9 protein-coding genes are annotated in these 17,320 nt (G+C 68.2%); 5 read left to right on the forward strand and 4 right to left on the reverse strand.

What is annotated here, in order from left to right:
• Window positions 1–925: 925 nt before the first annotated feature.
• Both ACPYN4_RS13435 and ACPYN4_RS13440 read right to left on the reverse strand, forming a co-directional pair.
• Complete coding sequence (locus ACPYN4_RS13435) at window positions 926–7,318, reverse strand: RHS repeat-associated core domain-containing protein (protein ID WP_424446668.1); 6,393 nt, start codon at window positions 7,316–7,318, stop codon at window positions 926–928.
• The gene (locus ACPYN4_RS13440; protein ID WP_239282366.1) at window positions 7,318–10,086 is read right to left on the reverse strand and encodes a LamG domain-containing protein; all 2,769 of its coding nucleotides are present in this window, start codon (window positions 10,084–10,086) and stop codon (window positions 7,318–7,320) included. The genes ACPYN4_RS13435 and ACPYN4_RS13440 overlap by 1 nt, the downstream gene beginning before the upstream one ends.
• Window positions 10,087–10,274: 188 nt before the next feature.
• Between ACPYN4_RS13440 and ACPYN4_RS13445 the strand changes: the two genes are divergently transcribed.
• Window positions 10,275–10,949, forward strand: coding sequence for a helix-turn-helix transcriptional regulator (locus tag ACPYN4_RS13445; protein WP_239282364.1), 675 nt, complete (start codon window positions 10,275–10,277; stop codon window positions 10,947–10,949).
• 37 nt (window positions 10,950–10,986) lie between these two features.
• On the opposite strand, the gene ACPYN4_RS13450 is transcribed toward ACPYN4_RS13445, so the two are convergent.
• Entirely contained in the window at window positions 10,987–11,613 is a 627-nt protein-coding gene (locus tag ACPYN4_RS13450; protein WP_239282362.1) for a TetR/AcrR family transcriptional regulator, read from the reverse strand.
• A gap of 137 nt (window positions 11,614–11,750) precedes the next feature.
• Here ACPYN4_RS13450 and ACPYN4_RS13455 point away from each other — a divergent pair, with 137 nt between their 5' ends.
• Window positions 11,751–12,812: an agmatine deiminase family protein gene (locus tag ACPYN4_RS13455; RefSeq protein ID WP_239282360.1), complete on the forward strand. Its 1,062-nt coding sequence runs from the start codon at window positions 11,751–11,753 to the stop codon at window positions 12,810–12,812.
• Window position 12,813: 1 nt separating this feature from the next.
• A complete protein-coding gene (locus ACPYN4_RS13460) occupies window positions 12,814–14,508 on the forward strand; it encodes an amidase (RefSeq protein ID WP_239282358.1) in 1,695 nt (564 codons plus the stop codon).
• A 99-nt stretch (window positions 14,509–14,607) separates the two neighbouring features.
• Here the strand turns inward: ACPYN4_RS13460 and ACPYN4_RS13465 are convergent, their stop codons facing one another.
• On the reverse strand, window positions 14,608–15,105 hold the full coding sequence (locus ACPYN4_RS13465; RefSeq protein WP_239282356.1) for a hypothetical protein: 498 nt from the start codon (window positions 15,103–15,105) through the stop codon (window positions 14,608–14,610).
• A gap of 159 nt (window positions 15,106–15,264) precedes the next feature.
• Here ACPYN4_RS13465 and ACPYN4_RS13470 point away from each other — a divergent pair, with 159 nt between their 5' ends.
• Window positions 15,265–15,645 (forward strand): ArsR/SmtB family transcription factor, encoded by a 381-nt coding sequence (locus tag ACPYN4_RS13470; RefSeq protein ID WP_239282354.1) that lies wholly within the window; start codon window positions 15,265–15,267, stop codon window positions 15,643–15,645.
• A 41-nt stretch (window positions 15,646–15,686) separates the two neighbouring features.
• Window positions 15,687–17,309 carry a SulP family inorganic anion transporter gene (locus tag ACPYN4_RS13475; RefSeq protein WP_239282370.1) on the forward strand — a complete coding sequence of 541 codons (1,623 nt, stop codon included), beginning with the start codon at window positions 15,687–15,689 and terminating at the stop codon, window positions 17,307–17,309.
• Window positions 17,310–17,320: the final 11 nt, after the last annotated feature.

The raw sequence follows: 17,320 nt of genomic DNA on the forward strand, positions 1-17,320 counted from the left end.
ACACCCGGAACCCCGGAAAATCAACGATCACAAGGCCCCGAACGACTCCCCAGACCAAAAGTGGCACGAGTCAGGCCAGGCTTCGCCCCAGCTCTTGGCGTCATCGTAGTACGAGTGCGTCGGGGAGATACTGTTGATCTTGTTCTCGAAGCCTGGATTCCCCGCCATCAGAGCTTGTTCGATCGACCGCGCTTGACCGCGGGTGGCCCAGATCAGTCTTCGTAGCCAAGTTGTTTGCGTCGATCTGCGAGCGAGATTGCATCCCCAGGCCTGACGGGAGCAGCGCTCGTGACAAGGATGCTGGGCCCACGGTAGAACTCAAGAGCGAATGCGTCCAAGCCCAATGCTCGGGCATACGACTCAAGCATGCTCCCCGTAAACCGGTCCAGCACGCGACGCCGCTTGTAGGCGTCAAGATCCTCACACGGCAGAGGCTCGCCGCTCAAGTCGAAGTGCCATCTGGAGCCGTCCTGTACGAGACCAATATGTCGGATGCTGCTGCGGGGCCCAGATCCGCCTGGACCGAAAACCTCGAGCTTCCGTGACCCCCAAGGTCGGGCGTCGTTGGTCGTGATCATCGGTCTCGCAGTCACCGCTAGTCCTCGAACGCCCGCCCTGCGCGACATCACTGCAACCGAACTGTACGGATCTGTGCCGCCGTATAGACAATCGAAGTATGCAGTCCACTCGGGGTTCGAAGTTTGCACCAGCAATTCCCGTGGACGGTTCCCCATCGTCAAGGGATCCAGCCTCGTGACATTGTCAACGAGACCACCGTCGAATACATCTGTAGTCGCACGACCGTAGAGCTCCCGACGCCACCCCCCGAGTACAGCGGCGGCGTCATGGAGGCCAAGGTTTAGGAAACCGATCGCGGAAGTAATTGGCGCGAACAGTTCGTCCGCGAGAGCAATGCTGTCATCGTTCATGGCACCGTGAAGAGGTTGACGATCCCATTCGGGTCGTTGGCGATGAGCCTCTCGGCGTGCGCCGGGCCCCGGTTCGATGATGGCACATCGAACTCCTCGTAGTACCTCTGATTGTTAAGTGTGTACTGCAGGTCGGGTCGGTTGATTCCCACCCGCTGACCTGCCTCGTTGACCTGCTGTTGATTCACTCGCATTCCGGTTGCGCCCATCTGGTCAAGCTGCTCGATGCGAGCCTGGACGAACGCATTCTGCTGAATGCTGCTGCTTACGGGGCGTTCCAGCCCTCGCACGTCAGGTGCGTTCGGGGACACTGCAGCATCCCGACTGAGCCGTGCTGGCACGCCACCCAGGGTCGACGCTGTGACGATATTGTCGGGCTCGACAAGAATCCCAGCGCCCACTGGGAGCGGCGCGAGATCTTCTCCCTCGCCGCCGCCGCCGCCGAGCCAAGTCGTCTCTGCTTCCTCACATGCAGTCATTGCGCAACTGAGTTCCCCGTTCAGCATGGATCGGCTGGCGCCGAGGAACGCCGACATCTGCCCTGCCATGTAGCCGAACTGGATTGCCCCCACGACTGCCTGCTGGTAGGTGGCGTGCATCTGACGGATGAGGGTTGGCGTTGCCCACGAGAAGGGCTTCGCGATGTAGTCGGCTCGAGACGTCATCGCCGCAGCGACAGCCGTGTGTTTGTTGACCGTGTCTGCGTCGGCTTTGTTGGCTCCGTGCCCGCCGGCGCAGTTGGCGTTCATCGTCATCACGCCGGTGGCGTAGTTCGCGCACAGGCCCGTCGCGTCCGTGTTCGTGATCGGGCTGTTGCCCGCGTACCCGTACCCGTTGACCTGCAACGGATCCGCCTTCTCCAGCAGCGGGTCGACACTGACGAATCGGCCGATCGCCGGATCGTAGAACCGCGCCCCGAGCGACGTCAGCCCGGTACCGGTCGAAGCAGGATGGTTGAGGAACCCATTGCCGTCTCCCCAGACCCCGGCACCGGCGAGCGGGTTGCCGAACGGATCCCGATACGAGTCCTTCGTCGTGCCCGCCGTCGCGTCGGTCTGCACGTCGACGCTGCCGTCGACATCGGTGAACAGCCACGTCATCGACACCGCCCCGCCGGTGACCGCGGACCGTTCCACAACCGGGGTTCCCGACTGGGTCGAGTAGGTGCGGACCGCGCCCACCGGGTCGGTGCCCTTCTGATGCAGGACCGTGTCTCCGAGGAACAGCGACGCTCCCTGCACCGGGTCGGTCTGCAGCAGCAGCGTCCCCGAGGCGGCATAGACGTTCATCAGCGTCCCACCCGACGCGGTGTCGGAGGCGAGGCGCCCCTGCTCGTCGAACGTGAGCGTCTGACCCGGCGCAGACGTCGTGTTACCCGCCGGGTCGTACCCGTACGAGCCCGCCCCCGGCGCACCCGCGCCCGTCACGGCGGTGACCGCGTGAGGCTGCGCCGCACCGGCATCCGGGTACGAGTACGTGGCGGTGGCATCCGTGCCGGACGTGGTCGTCGCGTGCACGGTCGCGCCGGTGCGGTCACCGGTCTTCGTGTCGTACGTGTACGAGTCCCACACCGGCGCCGGGCCGCCCAGCACCGATGTCGACGGGGTCGTCGCGCAGGTCGACCCGGTACCCGGGGTGAACACCTGGGTGAGCTCACCGTACCCGTCGTACGAGTAGCAGTTCACCTGCGTGACCGTCGAGGGATAGTTCGCGGTCGTCGTCGACTGGGTGATGTCGCCCACGTTGTCACGCGTATACGTGCGCTGCGCCACCCAATGCCCGGCACCGCTGAAGGTGGCGTTGTCCTGGATGCTCAAGAGCGCCCCGGTGCCCTGGTCGTATCCGTACGCGGAGTACGCCGTGTACTGCGGTGACTGGAACGGTGGCGGCGGCACCGATCGCGTGACCGTTCCGAGCTGCCGGATCGGGGTGTAGACAGCCGCGATCGACAGGCCCGTCGCCGTCGTCAACGACACCCGACCATCCGCGGTGTACGCGGTGCCGATCGTCTCGGCAGCGAGCCCTCCCACGGCCGGCTCCGACTGAGCCGTCACCGCCTCATCCGCACCGCGCGTGTAGCTCACCGTGTACGACGTGCCACCGAACGCAGGAGCACCAGCCGGGATGGAGATCGTGGTCGAAGTCGGCTGATCGGCGGCGTCATACCCACCGACCGTCGTCGTGTACGCAGCGCCCGGAGTCCCGGCGGTCGAGCCCGTGTAGCTGGACGACGAGGTCAAATCCCCCTTCGCCAGCGTGTCGTACGTCCACGAATCGAGCAGACTCCCGGACGCGGTGCCGGAGTATTCCGCGGTCTTGCGATTCAGCGCGTCGTACGTGTAGGTGAGCTGCTGGCCGCGGGCGTCCGTGGTGGACAGCAGGTTGCCGGCGTCATCGTACGTGGACGCGGTGGTGCCCGTGTCGGGGTCTTTCGCCGTGGTCTGGTGACCGAGCAGATCGAAGCCCCACGACCACGCGTTGCCGGCGGGGTCGGTCATCGTGGTCATCCGCCCAGCCGCGTCGTACCCGTACGCAGTCGCCTGACCAGTGCCGGTGATGCTGGAGCCCGCATACTGGACGAGCTTCGTCTTGCTTCCGGCGCTGTTCGTGAAAACGCTCGACGCGGTGCCCCCGGCCGGCGGGGTGGTGTCGACCTCGTCGCTGCCCTTGTAGGCGGTGTCGGTCTCGAAACGTTCCGTCCCGGTCGCCCAGGTCGCGACCGCGGTCGGGCGGCCTGCGCCGTCGAAGGTGGTGCGCTGCTGGGAGGGAATAGTGGTCTCACTGGTCGGGACGGCGAGCACCGCAGAGGGGTTCACCGAGGTGGTCCAGTACGCGTTGTCGTGCCAGTTCACCCGGCCGGCGGTGTCGTACCCGGTGGTGGCGACGATCGTGCCGCCCCCGTCCGCGACAGCCTGCGTCTGCGTGGGCTGCCCGAGGCCATCGAACAGCTGATAGCTGACGTCATTGCCGCCCGAGCCGAGCGTCGTCGTCGCGACCGCATTCGCCGCGGCCTGCGAGAGGGTGTACGCGTACGACATCGACGGGGAGGACGGGTTCGCGGCCTGGGTGTGCTGCGGCAGCCACACCTGCGTGCGCCTGCCGAGCCCGTCATACACGGCCGTGGTCACGTGACTGTTCTGGTCCGTGTAGGAGGTCTCCGCACCCCAGGCCGGGTTGAACGCGGTGGTGGTCTTCCAGCCGAGAGTGTTGGTCACCGATTCACTCGTCAACGGGCCCGACGAGTCGGCCGGCGTGTACGCGTTTGTGGTGGTGTGCCCGAGGACGTCCTTCGCGACCAGCACCCGGCCGAGGGCGTCATAGGTGCTTGTGGACGCGGTGACCCAGTTCGGGGTGGTGCCGGAGTACGAGTCGACCTCGCTGGTGCTGGTCACATCGCCCTTGGCCCCGACGGTGCCGAGGGCGGCGTTGTCGTAGTAGGTGCGGGTGTCGCCGAGGAGGTCCTTCGGGAACTGCGCGGACCCGGCGTCCGCACACGCGAGGCCGATGGTCTGCACTTCCTTCGGCAACCCGATGATCCACGCCGACGTGTTCGCGCCCGTGTACGACGTGGTCGCACACGTGTCGGGCGCGTCCGAATGGATCGTGGACACCGTCAGCGGGTATCCGTACGTGCCATCGAAGGTGGTCTGCGTCTCGCTCGTCCGGTTGCCTCCTGCGGCAACCGGCTCGGTGGTGATGGTGTCGGCCACGTTGGTCATACGGGCTGTGTTCGTGCCGTCATCCGACGTGACCGCGGACGCCCACGGGGTGTTGATCGTGTCGGACAGGGTCGCGCCGCCGACGCCGAGCAGAGTCTTCTCCTCGTACACCTGCCCCGCGAACCAGAGCGAGTCCGGGATGGACGTGCCTGTGACGTTGACGGTCTTGGCGCCGCCGGACGTGCCTACCCGGTCGCCGTTCATGCCCTGGTAGTAGGTGTCGACCGTGACCTGCTGCTTCGCCGGAGCACTGTGGTCTCCGACCCGGGTCTGCACGGTGTCGACGCCGGCGTATTGGTTCCAGGTGCGCTGCTTGGTCGGAGTCAACGGCGAGTTGTCGTATCGCCAGCGTGGCGTCCCGTAGACGTAGTCGGTCTCCTGGGTGGCGTCCAGCGCGCCTCCGGTCTTCGGGTTCGCGATCACCGACGTGACCACGTACTTGTGGAACAGGTCTTCCTGCGGGGTCTGCGCGCCCAGCACGTCCGGGGTCCACCAGGCGGGGAAGCACCAGTTCGTGTTCGACCACGGCGATGCCTCGATGGTCGGCGCCGTCGTGGCGGTGCATTGCTGCGCCGAGTAGTTCACGCTGATCACCCCGCCCAGCGAGGTCGTGATCGACGAGATCCGCCACTTGTCGAGCGGGGCGAGGCCGTTCTTCACCCACACCCGGTTCTGCATCGTCACACCGGAGAACTTCGTCGCCGGCTCACTGATTGCCGACAGTCCGGCAGTGCCCTTGTGCACTACCTGCGTCAGCCACAACGCCGCATTCGTGCTGTCACCCGGCGCGGGGAAGGAGTGGCTTACGGTCCACGTGTCGACCGTCTGATATGCACCTGCCACGAGGGCTTGGGTGGTGACGGTGTCGAGCATCCCGTCGGTGAAGAACGACGGCGACTTCTGCGTGCACGTGGTCCCTGTGCACAGCTGGTCGAACGGGACATCCGGGTAATACGTCGGATGCGCCGGGGCCGTGGCGGCAGCGGTGATGGCTTCGCTCGTGCAGTTGGTGTGCGCGCTGTCGCTGCACCGGCCGTACGCGTCGTACCCGAACACGACCTTGTCGTCCGCCGCGTTCGTCCCGTACACCGTCGCTGACGTCAGCCCGTAGTCGATGTGGGCCAGCTGACCGCCGCGCGTGTACGTGACCACGGTGGAGCCGCCGCGGGAGTACTTGTTCGTCTCGGCGTCGTAGTAGAGCGCTTCGGCGTTTCCGTGCACATCGACGACGTAGTCGAGGTTCCACCGCCATGCCTGCACGCAGGACGACGCTGCGAACGTGGACGCGTGACACGGCTCCCCCGCATCGTTACCGAACACCGGCACGGTCCATGCCGAGTTCGTGGCCGCCTTCCCTGTCGCCCACCCTGGCAGTTCGTTCATTCCGAAGTAGTACTTCGTGCCGTCTCGGGTGGTCATCCGCCAGCAGTCGTCGTCATAGGTGCCGTTCGCGGCGCCACATCCCGCGGCGGCACCGACGAGGTGCTCGAACTTCGACCCGTCATCGGACTGCAGCTTCCACCCGCCCGAAGTCTTGTCCTTCACCAGCAGCCCGGAGTGTCCCGCCACCGAGATGGTGGCGTTGTCGGACTTCCAGCACATGTCCCCCGAGGTGGTCACCGGGGTGTCGTCCAGCGAGCAGGAGACATAGTTGCGTTCGATGAAGCCGCCTGCGGACAGGTTCCAGCCCTCGCCGATCGCGGACGGCTGGTTGTTCGTCGACCCGGTCTCACCGTCCACCGACTGCGAGTCGTAGTTCAACGCCAGCGACGGCTCGGGGCCCGCAGCGGCCGGTGGGGTGCGCATCGCGTACTGCCACGAGAAGTCACCCGTCTGCGGCGTCACATCCCAGCTCGACGCCGTGCTCAGCGGCGTCGCCGCGAAATTCCCGGTGCCATTCGCCGCCACAGGGGCCGCGGCAGCCGCCAGCAGCACGGCCGTCCCAGCCACCATCGGGGTCACCACGACGCTGTCCGAAGAGACGTCCGTCGTCTGGGCCACCGGCGTCGCCGGCGCGCTTTGCCGTGCGTTGTCCGGCCCGGCCGCTACGGCGGGTGTCTGCACCCACTGCGCGCGCGACGCGTAGTCCGCCCCGAATGTGCCGTCCAGCACCGACGCCGGGATCTTCACCGCGACCGGTGCCGCGGTCTTCTTGCCGTCGGTGCGTGCGATCGACACGGCCGGCCCCGACAGGTGCGCGTTCGCCCGCTCGGCCGTGCTCAACACCGTGACCAGCACACTGCCCGCCGGCGACTTCCCCGGCGCGGATGCGGCGGCCACCTCGAGGGCAGACCTGCCGGCCTTCTGCCAGGCGCCGTCCACACTCGCCGAGGCCGCTCCGCGGACTGCTTTCGTCGACAGATGACTGTGCGCGCCGCCGCTCGGAGTCGTCACCGACGAGGCGCCCGCGACCCAGTCGGTCGCGACAGCGGGCTCGGTGGTCGACGACGCCGCCGCCGCGGCTGCCGCCTTCGTCGCATGATGGGTCGTCACCGGTCTGCCGAACTTCGGTGCTGGTGTCGCGGACGCCGCCACAACCGACGCGAAGACGGGAGTCGACGGCATCGACATACCCACGACCAGGGCAGCCGTCGCTGTCACAGTCATGACAGCCTTCACCGCGCGGGCGGCGAACAGGGAACGCGTACGACGCGGCTCTCGAGTGCTCATCAGAATGCTCCGTACAACGTGTTCAGGGTCCCCATGTCCGAGACCTCCTGGATCGCGAATGGGTCGACGATCTCGCCATTCCAGGGATTCGCCAGTGCTGAGCTGACAAGCGCCGATCCGACGGTCAACGCGCCCGTTGCCGACGCGTCATTCGACGGCGGCACATGCGGTGCGACCACCTCCTGTCCATCGACGATGAGGCGCATCTCTTGGTTCACCGCGTCCCAGATGCCGGTCACCATCGTCCAGGTGCCGATCGGCGACACGCTCCCCCGCGTCACACAGTCCGTCGACGAGCCCGTCTGAGGCTGCATGCAGAATGTCATCTTGCCGGCGACATCTTCGAGGACGAATCCGGGGCGCGACGAACCCGACTCCGCAAGAATCGTCATCGTGCCCGTCGGTGATGCGGGCTTCACCCAGGCCGAGACCGTGAAGCTCGCCAGAGTGTCAATCGCCTGGCTCGTGGTGGCCACCGTGGTCGCCGCCGAAACAGTTCCATCGAACTCGAGCACGGGGATCGACCTCCCCGACTTCGCCGAGTCCGCGCCGATCATGCTCGCGCCGGCGTTCAAGCCCTTCCCTCCTGAGGTCCCTGTGACAGTCGACGTGTTCGCATCGGGAATCGAGGACGGCAACGGCGCGGTCATCGAACTGATCGGCCAATTGTGGAACGCCCAAATCTCGCCCGGAGCCGAATGCGCCAACACCGCAGGAGACCCGTCGTTGTTGTAGAGCGCCACCGCTGTGGGAGGCGACATGTTGCCCGCAGCGTCATACGACGCGACCCACAGAACCGACTCGTCGTCGATCGCAGCCGCAGAGATCGACGTCGTCGACACGCACACGAAGGTCGCACGGCCCTGGCGGCTGTTGCATGCGGGCAGCGCATCGGCTGGCGCCAGTGACACCGGCACCGATGCGGCCGTGTCTGTACCGCCCCGCTGGATCCAGTACTCGTGCCCCGCCACATCCGCAGATCCCGCAGTGAGCGGCACAGTGAGCGGCAGACCGATCTTCACGCCGGTGTATCCCAATTCGGGGCCCGCTGAAGGTGCGGCGGGCGCGTTGTTGTCCACCCGGAAGTAGCACCACGACGTCGACACCCCCGTGTACTTGTAGTCGGAGCCTTGCGCCTTCCACGCGTACATATGCGTGTTGGTCAACGCAGGGCCGTCGTACGTCCAGGAAATCGCACCCTGAGCTTGCAAGGCGGTCGTGTGCTTGATCATCTGCGTACCGAGCGTCACGTCGTTCACGTAGAAGTCGTCTGCGACGTTCCCCGGATCGGGGTCGGTCTGGTTCACACGGAACGTCAACTTCGCGCTCGAATTCAGAAAAGCCGCCGTCGCCACAGTCGTGCCGCACGATCGCACCGGGCTGACGAAGGTCGGACTCGACGGCTTGTTCGGCGGGGTGTCGTAGCTCACCGTGAGCTTCGCGGCGCGGCTGAAGTGGCGACGCGACTGTGCTGAGGACGCCGACTTCAACCCGAACTGGATGTCGGACTGCCCCGCCCGTGACGCCACAGCCGAGGTCACATCCCAGCCCACCGCCACGCTTGAACTCGGGCTGGAGCAGCTGCCCGGCGTCTTCGAACCGAGCGATCCGTGCCAGACCCCGGATTCACCGTTCCAGGTGAAGCCGGCGGTCTGCGGCCCATACATCTCGAGCACGATCGCGTTCGTCGGGCAGGCATCCAGCGACAGTTGGGTCATGTCCAGTGAGGCATCCAGCACCTCTTTGCCCGCCAGCGCCGTCATCGGAAACTGGAAGAACATGTGCGACTCGTACTGCGCGTAGATGCCCACACGCAAGACGTCCGACTCGGCCGCCGTCAGATACGACTGGGAGGGGTACGCCTTGTCCGTGTACCACGACGAAGTGATCCCCGACGACCAATCCGGGTCGACGAACACGGGATAGGTGGGGCTCGCGGCTGCGACGGTGTCCCCCACGTTCAACGTCATGCCCGTGGAGTCCGTGGTGTGCACGACCGGCCGGTCCGGCTCATTGCCGCCCGGCCCCTGACGGTCCCCGCCCTCGGACGAATCCCACCACAGCGGAGAACCCGCGGTCAGCGTCGAGCCGTCGCCGGTCGTCGCCACCATCGTGTCGGACGCCGCCGGCTGCACTGTGGCACCGTGCTCGCTCAGACGGAACGACGCAAGCCGCGGATCCGCCGCCGCATCCGGCGTCTTGACCACCAGCAGACTCGACATGCCCGCCGCGGTCGCGGTCAACTGCACATCGACACCCGGCAGAGCATCCTTGTAGGTCACCGTGTCGCCGGACACACTCGGGGTCGGCAGGTTGCCGAACGGCCACGTCTCCGAAATCCAGGCACCGTTCGGCGTCTGCACCTGGTCCAGCACATTCGAGCCACCAGCCGAGAACCGAACGGGAACCGATGCCACACGGGGCGCGAGCATGCCGCTGGCATCCGCGGCAAGAGTCTCGTCGAGGTCGACCCACGCGCCGTTGCGCCGGGTGCGCACCGGCAGAGCATCAGCCTCGTATTGCAGCGTGCCATCGGGCTCCGCCGAGACACTCGTGGACGACGTCGTCTCGGCATCCACACGGACTGCATGCCCCTCAGACTGTGCCAACGCAGCAGCGGTCGACTCATCCGGCGCCGACAGCGTCGCTGGGGCGGTCGCGGAGGCGTCCGCCTGCGCGGCACTGGAAGCCAGCGGCACGACCCCCAAGGTCACAGCGAGTGCGCAAGCCGCGGCGAAGGGGGCGAGAGTACGTCTGGGCAGAACCATGCGATGAGCATAAATTCCTCCCAGACTCGAGCGCATGAGAGAAAAACTCCCAACTTTCGGAGGAACCGCAGCAAGCGAGTTCCCCATCACGACCCGGCATTTTGTAAACGAGCGGCCGTCACGTACTCTTACCGCGCCGACTGCGGGAATTGAGGTCAGTGATGGAACACTCATCGGACAGTCTCGGCGTGGAAGTCGGCAACAGCTACGTGGCTGTGCTTGAGTGTCGCGGACACCCGCTCGCGGCGACCGACGACGCCCGTGCCGAGCGCCGTCGCAGCGCGGAGCTGATCGTGCACGATGTCGTCGCTGAACTCAACGGACGCCCCGTGTCCGCGCCCGAACCCAGCGACCTCCGCGCCGCGATCGTGCGATTCCTCAACTCGGGAACCGGGACCACCGCAGCGCTGGAAGCCAACCGGCTCCTGTTCGACTGCGCACTCCCCATCCTCGTCGAGCGGCTCGAATTCGACCCCGTCACCGTCGCCACATCGCTTCACCGACGGCTGGGCCGTGACATCCAGTCCGCAATGGATGAAGCACGGACCTCAGGCATGCTGCGGCCAACGACGATCCAGGCGCTGGATCACAGCAGGCTCCCCTCCAGCTTCACCAAACGCGAACTGCAGATCATCGCCGCCCTAGCGACGGGCGCCAGCCGCGCGGAGATCAGCACCCGCCTGTACATCTCGCCGAAGACTCTGCAAAACCACATCAGTCGCATCAGCGACAAGATCGATGGCCGTGGAGAACGCGGTATCCTTTCCCGCGCCCGCGCCGCCGGAGCTCTCATGGCGATCCCCGCCATGTTCATCAGCGTCACGCTCGGCGACGGCATCACCGCGCTGCAAGACGTCATGTGATCGCCACAACTCACCCGCGGCGAGCCTCCACGTCGGCCTAGCGCAACGACCCCGGCGCGAGTCCGAGTTCGTGCTCCATCGCGTGACGCACGAGACGGCCGCGTTCGGTTGCGGCGCCGTAGCCCACCAGGGCGTGCGAGTTGATCCCGTCGATCATGCCGATGTACTGCCACGCGACCGTGGGCACGTCGTCGGTGCGGAACTCCCCCGCCCGGATGCCGCGCTCGATGAGGGCGACCACGAACGCCTGCCACTGGTCCATGAGGTCGCGCACAGCGTCTTCGAGGGCCGGGCTGCGCCGGCCCAGCACGAAGGCCTCGGACCAGAGCGACGAGACCTCGTCGCGGCCGGTCTCGAGCAGCGTGTGCGTGAGCACGCGCAGCGCGTCGGTCGCCGTCGGCCGGGCATCCGTCAGTGCGCGCATCTCGACGAGCTCGTCTTCGGCGATCGCGCGGAAGGTGGCCGCGACCAGGGCTTCCATGTTCGGCTCGTAGTGCACGACGAGGGTGCGGGCGACCCCGACCCGCTCGGCCACCGAGCGCAGCGTGACCGCGACCAGGCCGTCGCGCCGGGCGATGTCCCGGGCGGCGGCGCGCACCTCGTCGGCGCGCTCGGCCGGCGATTTGCGGCCGGCGCGCGGGCGGGCGGGCGGCGATGCGGTCACGCATCCACCGTAGACGGCCGCCACCCGCACCTGTTATATTGACCTCTAAGTCAATATCTCGACCGGGCATGGTCGGGATCACCCGAAACGGATACGCTGACGGCACGCCCGTCTGTCTCGAAGAAGAGGAGCCGCTCATGGCTTGGAGGATGCCGCACGAAGGCGCCCCACACGATCGCACCTGGATGGCATTCCCCAATGTGGGGCAGACCACCGGAGAGGATGCCGCAGAGCAAGAGCGCTACTTCGAGGCCTGGAGCGCCGTCGCCAACGCGATCATCGACTTCGAGCCGGTAACCATGCTCGTCGACCCCGAGCAGGCATCCCGCGCGCGCGCCCTGCTCAGCTCCGAGATCGAGATCCTCGAGGCCCCCGTCGACGAGTTCTGGTTCCGCGACCACGGCCCGACGTTCGTCGTCGACGACGAGCGCCCCGGCGTCCTGGGCGCGGTCGACTGGACCTTCAACGGCTGGGGCGATCGCGGCTGGTCCGACTTCGCCAAATCGGCCGAGCATGCCCGTCTCGTGTCGGGCATCGTCGGCTCCGAGCTCGTCAGCTCACTGCTGGTCAACGAGGGCGGCGGCATCCACGTCGACGGCGAGGGCACGATCCTGCTCACCGAGACGGTGCAGCTCGACAAGCGCCGCAACCCCTACGCAGACAAGGCCCGCGTCGAGGCCGAGCTCGCCCGCACCCTCGGCATCACGAAGGCGATCTGGCTGCCCCGCGGCCTCACCCGCGACTACGACGACTTCGGCACCAACGGCCACGTCGACATCGTCGCCGCGTTCGGACGCCCCGGCACCGTCATGCTGCACAAGCAGAACAACCCCGAGCACCCCGACTTCGAGGTGTCGCGCGACCTGCGCGCGATCCTGGCCGGGCAGACGGATGCCATGGGTCGCGAACTCGAGATCATCGACCTGCCCGCGCCCGCCACGATCCGCGACGACGAGGGCTTCGTCGACTACTCGTACGTGAACCACCTCGTCGTCAACGGCGGCATCATCGCGTGCGGCTTCGGCGACGAGCAGGGCGACGCCCAGGCGCGCGAGATCCTCGAGGCCGCCTACCCGGGCAACCGCCGCGCGGTCACGGTGGATGCCCGTCAGATCTTCGCCGGCGGCGGCGGCATCCACTGCATCACTCAGCAGCAGCCGTCGCTCACGACCGCGCAGACCGACGAATCGGGAGCCTGACATGTTCGACGTCGTCGAAGCGTCCATCGCCGACCTGCGCGCAGCGCTCGAGTCGGGCGCGGTCACGAGCGTGCAGCTCGTCGAGGCCTACCAGGCCCGCATCGCCGCCTATGACGGTCCCGACACCGAGACGAGGCTCAACGCCGTCGTGGTGCCGAATCCGTCCGCGCTCGACGAAGCCGCCGCATCCGACGCCCGGCGCGCCGCCGGGCAGCTGCTCGGCCCGCTGGACGGCATCCCGTACACCGCGAAAGACAGCTACCTGCACAAGGGGCTGACCGCGGCATCCGGCTCTCCCGCCTTCAAAGACCTCGTGGCGCAGCGCGACGCGTTCACCATCGAGCGGCTGCGCGCCGGCGGCGCGATCTGCCTCGGGCTCACCAACATGCCGCCGATGGCCAACGGCGGGATGCAGCGCGGCGTGTACGGCCGTGCCGAGAGCCCGTACAACGCGGACTGGCTGACCTCTGCCTTCGGGTCCGGCTCGTCGAACGGGTCGGGAACCGCGACGGCGGCATCCTACGCGGCCTTCGGTCTCGGTGAGGAGACCTGGTCGAGCGGCCGCGCGCCGGCATCCCACAACGCGCTCGTCGCCTACTGCCCGAGCCGCGGCGTCATCTCGGTGCGCGGCAATTGGCCGCTCGTGCCGACCCAGGACGTCGTCGTGCCGCACGCGCGCACCGTGGCCGACCTGCTCGAGATCCTCGACGTCGTCGTCGCCGACGACACGAACACGCGCGGCGACTTCTGGCGCATGCAGCCGTGGGTCGCACTGCCCAAGGCGTCCGAGGTGCGGCCTTCGTCATACGTCGGGCTGGCCCCCGCCGACCTGCGCGGCAAGCGGTTCGGCATCCCGAGGATGTACATCAACGCGGACCCGGATGCCGGCACCGGCACCGGAATCGGCGGGCCCACCGGGCGCAAGGTCGAGACGCGCGAGTCCGTCATGGACCTGTGGCGCCAGGCCCGCGCCGACCTCGAAGCCGCCGGCGCCGAGGTCGTCGAGGTGGACTTTCCCGCCGTCACCAACTACGAGGGCGACCGCGCCGGTGCGCCGACCATCGCGACGCGCGGAATCGTTCCGGCGCAGTTCCTGCGCAGCGAGGTCATCGAACTGTGCGGCTGGAGCTGGAACGACTTCCTCGCCGCGAATGGCGACCCGGCGCTGAATTCGCTGACCCAGGTCGACGGAGCCGAGATCTTCCCCGCTCCCCCGGGCGCCCTGCCCGACCGCTACACCGGGTTCGACGACGACATCAACGAGCTGCCCGACCTGTTCCGCGCGAACCCGGTCACCGACCTCACGACCATCCCGCACATGGAGGCGGGTGTGCGCGGCCTCGAAGAGACCCGCCGGGTCGACCTCGAGCAGTGGATGGACTCCCTCGGACTCGACGCGGTGCTCTACCCGGCCATGGCCGACGTGGGCCCCGCCGACATGGACGTGAACGAGGCATCCGCCGACCAGGGCTGGCGCAACGGCGTCTGGGTGGCGAACGGCAACATCGTGCCGCGCCACCTCGGCATCCCGTCCGTGACCGTGCCGATGGGCACGATGGCCGACATCGGGATGCCGGTGGGCCTCACGATCTCGGGCCGCGCCTACGACGACACCGCGCTGCTGCAGCTCGCCGCCGCCTTCGAGGCGATCCACCCCCGCCGCACGGAGCCCGGCCGCACCCCGCGACTGGGCTGAGCCCCGGGCGGCCCGGCCCGCTCGTTCGTCACGATCGGCGTCGGCCTGCGCCCATCATGACGGGCGAATGGCCGACCCGTCCGCGCGGGGCTCGCAGCCTCACGGATTCGGGCTGGGACTCTTGCCCGGGTTCTTCGTGTGCCCCGGCGCCGACCCGCTCTTGCCCGGCGCCGTGGGCGACGGGGAGGCCGCGACCGTCGGAGCCGACGTGGCCGCAGGTGCGGACGACGATGCCCCGGCGGGGTTCTGCGGAGGGGCCGTCGTCGTGGCCACCGGCGCCTGCGTGCCTGCGCCGGGCGTCGGGGTCGCACTCGCACCGGTCGACCCGGACGGCGAGGGAGCCGGGGTCCAGATCGGCGACGACGCCGGCGCAGACGAAGACGACGACGTGGAGCCGTACGTCTGCGGCGGCTTCGCGAAAAGCATCGTGAGGACGGTGGGGACCCCCGACAGCGAGACCACGATCAGCACCACGGAGGCGGCGACGACCCCGACAGTGGCGAGCAGACCGATACGCGCGCGACGGCTGCGGCGTCGACGGCGGTCGACGACGTCGGACGGGACGCCGCGCGAGCGGTTGCGGAGATTCTGCGTCATAGGCGGGGATTCGTCGGGTCCGGGACCCGCGGGGACTCTCGGACCCGATGCTAGAGCACCACCCTGGATCCGGCTGGCCGACAACCGCTCCGTCACGGCATCCGTGCCGTCCCCGCACGATATGATGAATCCATCAATTCGCAATACCGGGGAGGTTTCGTGTTCTCCGATCCCAACCGTCCGCTGTACGAGGTGAAGGCGGGGCTCTTCAAAGGCCTCGCGCATCCGATCCGCATCCGCATCCTCGAGGTGCTCTCCACCGCGCCCGAGGTCGCGGTGTCGGATCTCATCGAAGCCACTTCACTCGAGGCATCCCACCTCTCGCAGCACCTCGCCGTGCTCCGACGCAACCGGCTCGTCGAGGCCGACCGCCGCGGCAGCCAGGTGTTCTACCGGCTCGCCTACCCGCAGGTCGCGGATCTGCTGCGGGTGGCCCGCACCCTGCTCGGCGAGATCCTCGCGACCACCCAGCAGCAGCTCATCGAACAAAGCGGCCTGCCGGCGATCCCCGACCACACCCCGTCGAGCGTGACGGCGTGACCTCGCCCACGACAGAGGCCGCCGCCAGGCGCGGCGCACGCATGCGTCGCCTGCTGCCCGCGGCGTCCGACTACCGCGACCTGCGTCGCACATGGCGGGGCGACCTGCTCGCGGGGCTCACGGTTGGCATCGTCGCCCTGCCCCTCGCTCTCGCCTTCGGGGTGAGCTCGGGCGCCGGCGCCGAGAGCGGGCTGATCACCGCGATCATCGCCGGAGTCGTCGCAGCGGTGTTCGGCGGCTCGAACGTGCAGGTCTCCGGCCCGACCGGTGCGATGGTCGTCGTCCTCGGGCCGATCATCGCCGCGCACGGGGTCGGCGTGCTCGCCGTCGTGTGCCTCCTTGCCGGGCTCATCGTGCTCGCTGCGGGGGTGCTGCGGCTCGGACGTGCGGTCACCTACATCCCCTGGCCGGTCATCGAGGGGTTCACCCTCGGGATCGCGGTCATCATCTTCCTGCAGCAGGTGCCCGCCGCGCTCGGCTCGAAACCGGGGCCGAGCTCGAACGCGTTCGTCGCGGCACTCGAGTCGCTCGGCGGCATCAGCTGGCCGCAGGTCGCCCTGACTCTGGGGATCGTCGCGGCGGTCGCACTGATCATGGTGCTGACCCCGCGCCTGCACCCGCAGTTCCCCGGGTCGATCGTCGCCATCGCGGTCGTCTCCCTGATCTGCTGGATGCTCCAGCTGCCGGTCGCGACGATCGGCGCACTGCCCGCGGGGCTTCCCGCGCCCGTGCTGCCGGGCACCGACTGGGCGACCCTGACCGGGCTCATCGGACCGGCCGTCGCCGTCGCGGCCCTCGCCGCGATCGAGTCCCTGCTGTCGGTGCGGGTGGCGGCATCCATCTCGGACACCGGCCCGTACGACGCCGATCGCGAGCTCGTCGGCCAGGGCCTCGCATCGATCGCCGCCGGCCTGTTCGGCGGGATGCCCGCCACCGGTGCGATCGCCCGCACCGCGGTGAACGTGCGCTCCGGTGGGCGCACCAGGCTCGCCGCCATCGTGCACGCGCTCGCGCTGCTGCTCATCGTGTCGGTCGGCGCGGCAGTCGTCGGGACGATCCCGCTCGCGGCCCTCGCGGGAGTGCTCATGGTGACCGCCTGCCGCATGATCTCGATCGCGACCGTGCGCAGCGTCCTCGGCTCCACGCGCACGGATGCCGTCGTGTTCGTCGTCACCGCGATCGTCACCGTCAGCGTCGACCTCATCTATGCGGTGCTCATCGGCATCGCCGTGGCCGGATTCTTCGCCCTGCGGGCCCTCGCGCGCTCCGCCGGCGTGCACCGCGAGGAGCTGCCCGGCCCGGCCCACCCCGGCGACGAGCGGATCGCGCTGTTCCGACTGGACGGAGCCCTGTTCTTCGGCGCCGCCGAACGGGTGCTGGACCGCGTCGCCGAGATCGGCGACGCCGAAGTCGTGATCCTGCGGATGTCTCAGCTGCAGGTGCTGGATGCCACCGGCGCCCAGGTGGTCGGCTCCCTGGTGACCACGCTGGAACGCCGCGGCGTGACGGTGCTGATCAAGGGCATCCAGACCCGGCACATGCGCCTGGCGGAGCGCGTCGGCGTGATCGCCGCGCTGCGGCACGAGAACCACCTCTTCGACGACCTCCCCGCCGCCGTGGAGCACGCCCGCAGCCACGTGCGCCGTGCCGCCCCGGGCGCGTAGGCGCCGAGGCA

This window comes from Microbacterium sp. CH-015 (assembly GCF_049707015.1).
GTDB classification, from domain to species: domain Bacteria; phylum Actinomycetota; class Actinomycetes; order Actinomycetales; family Microbacteriaceae; genus Microbacterium; species Microbacterium aurum.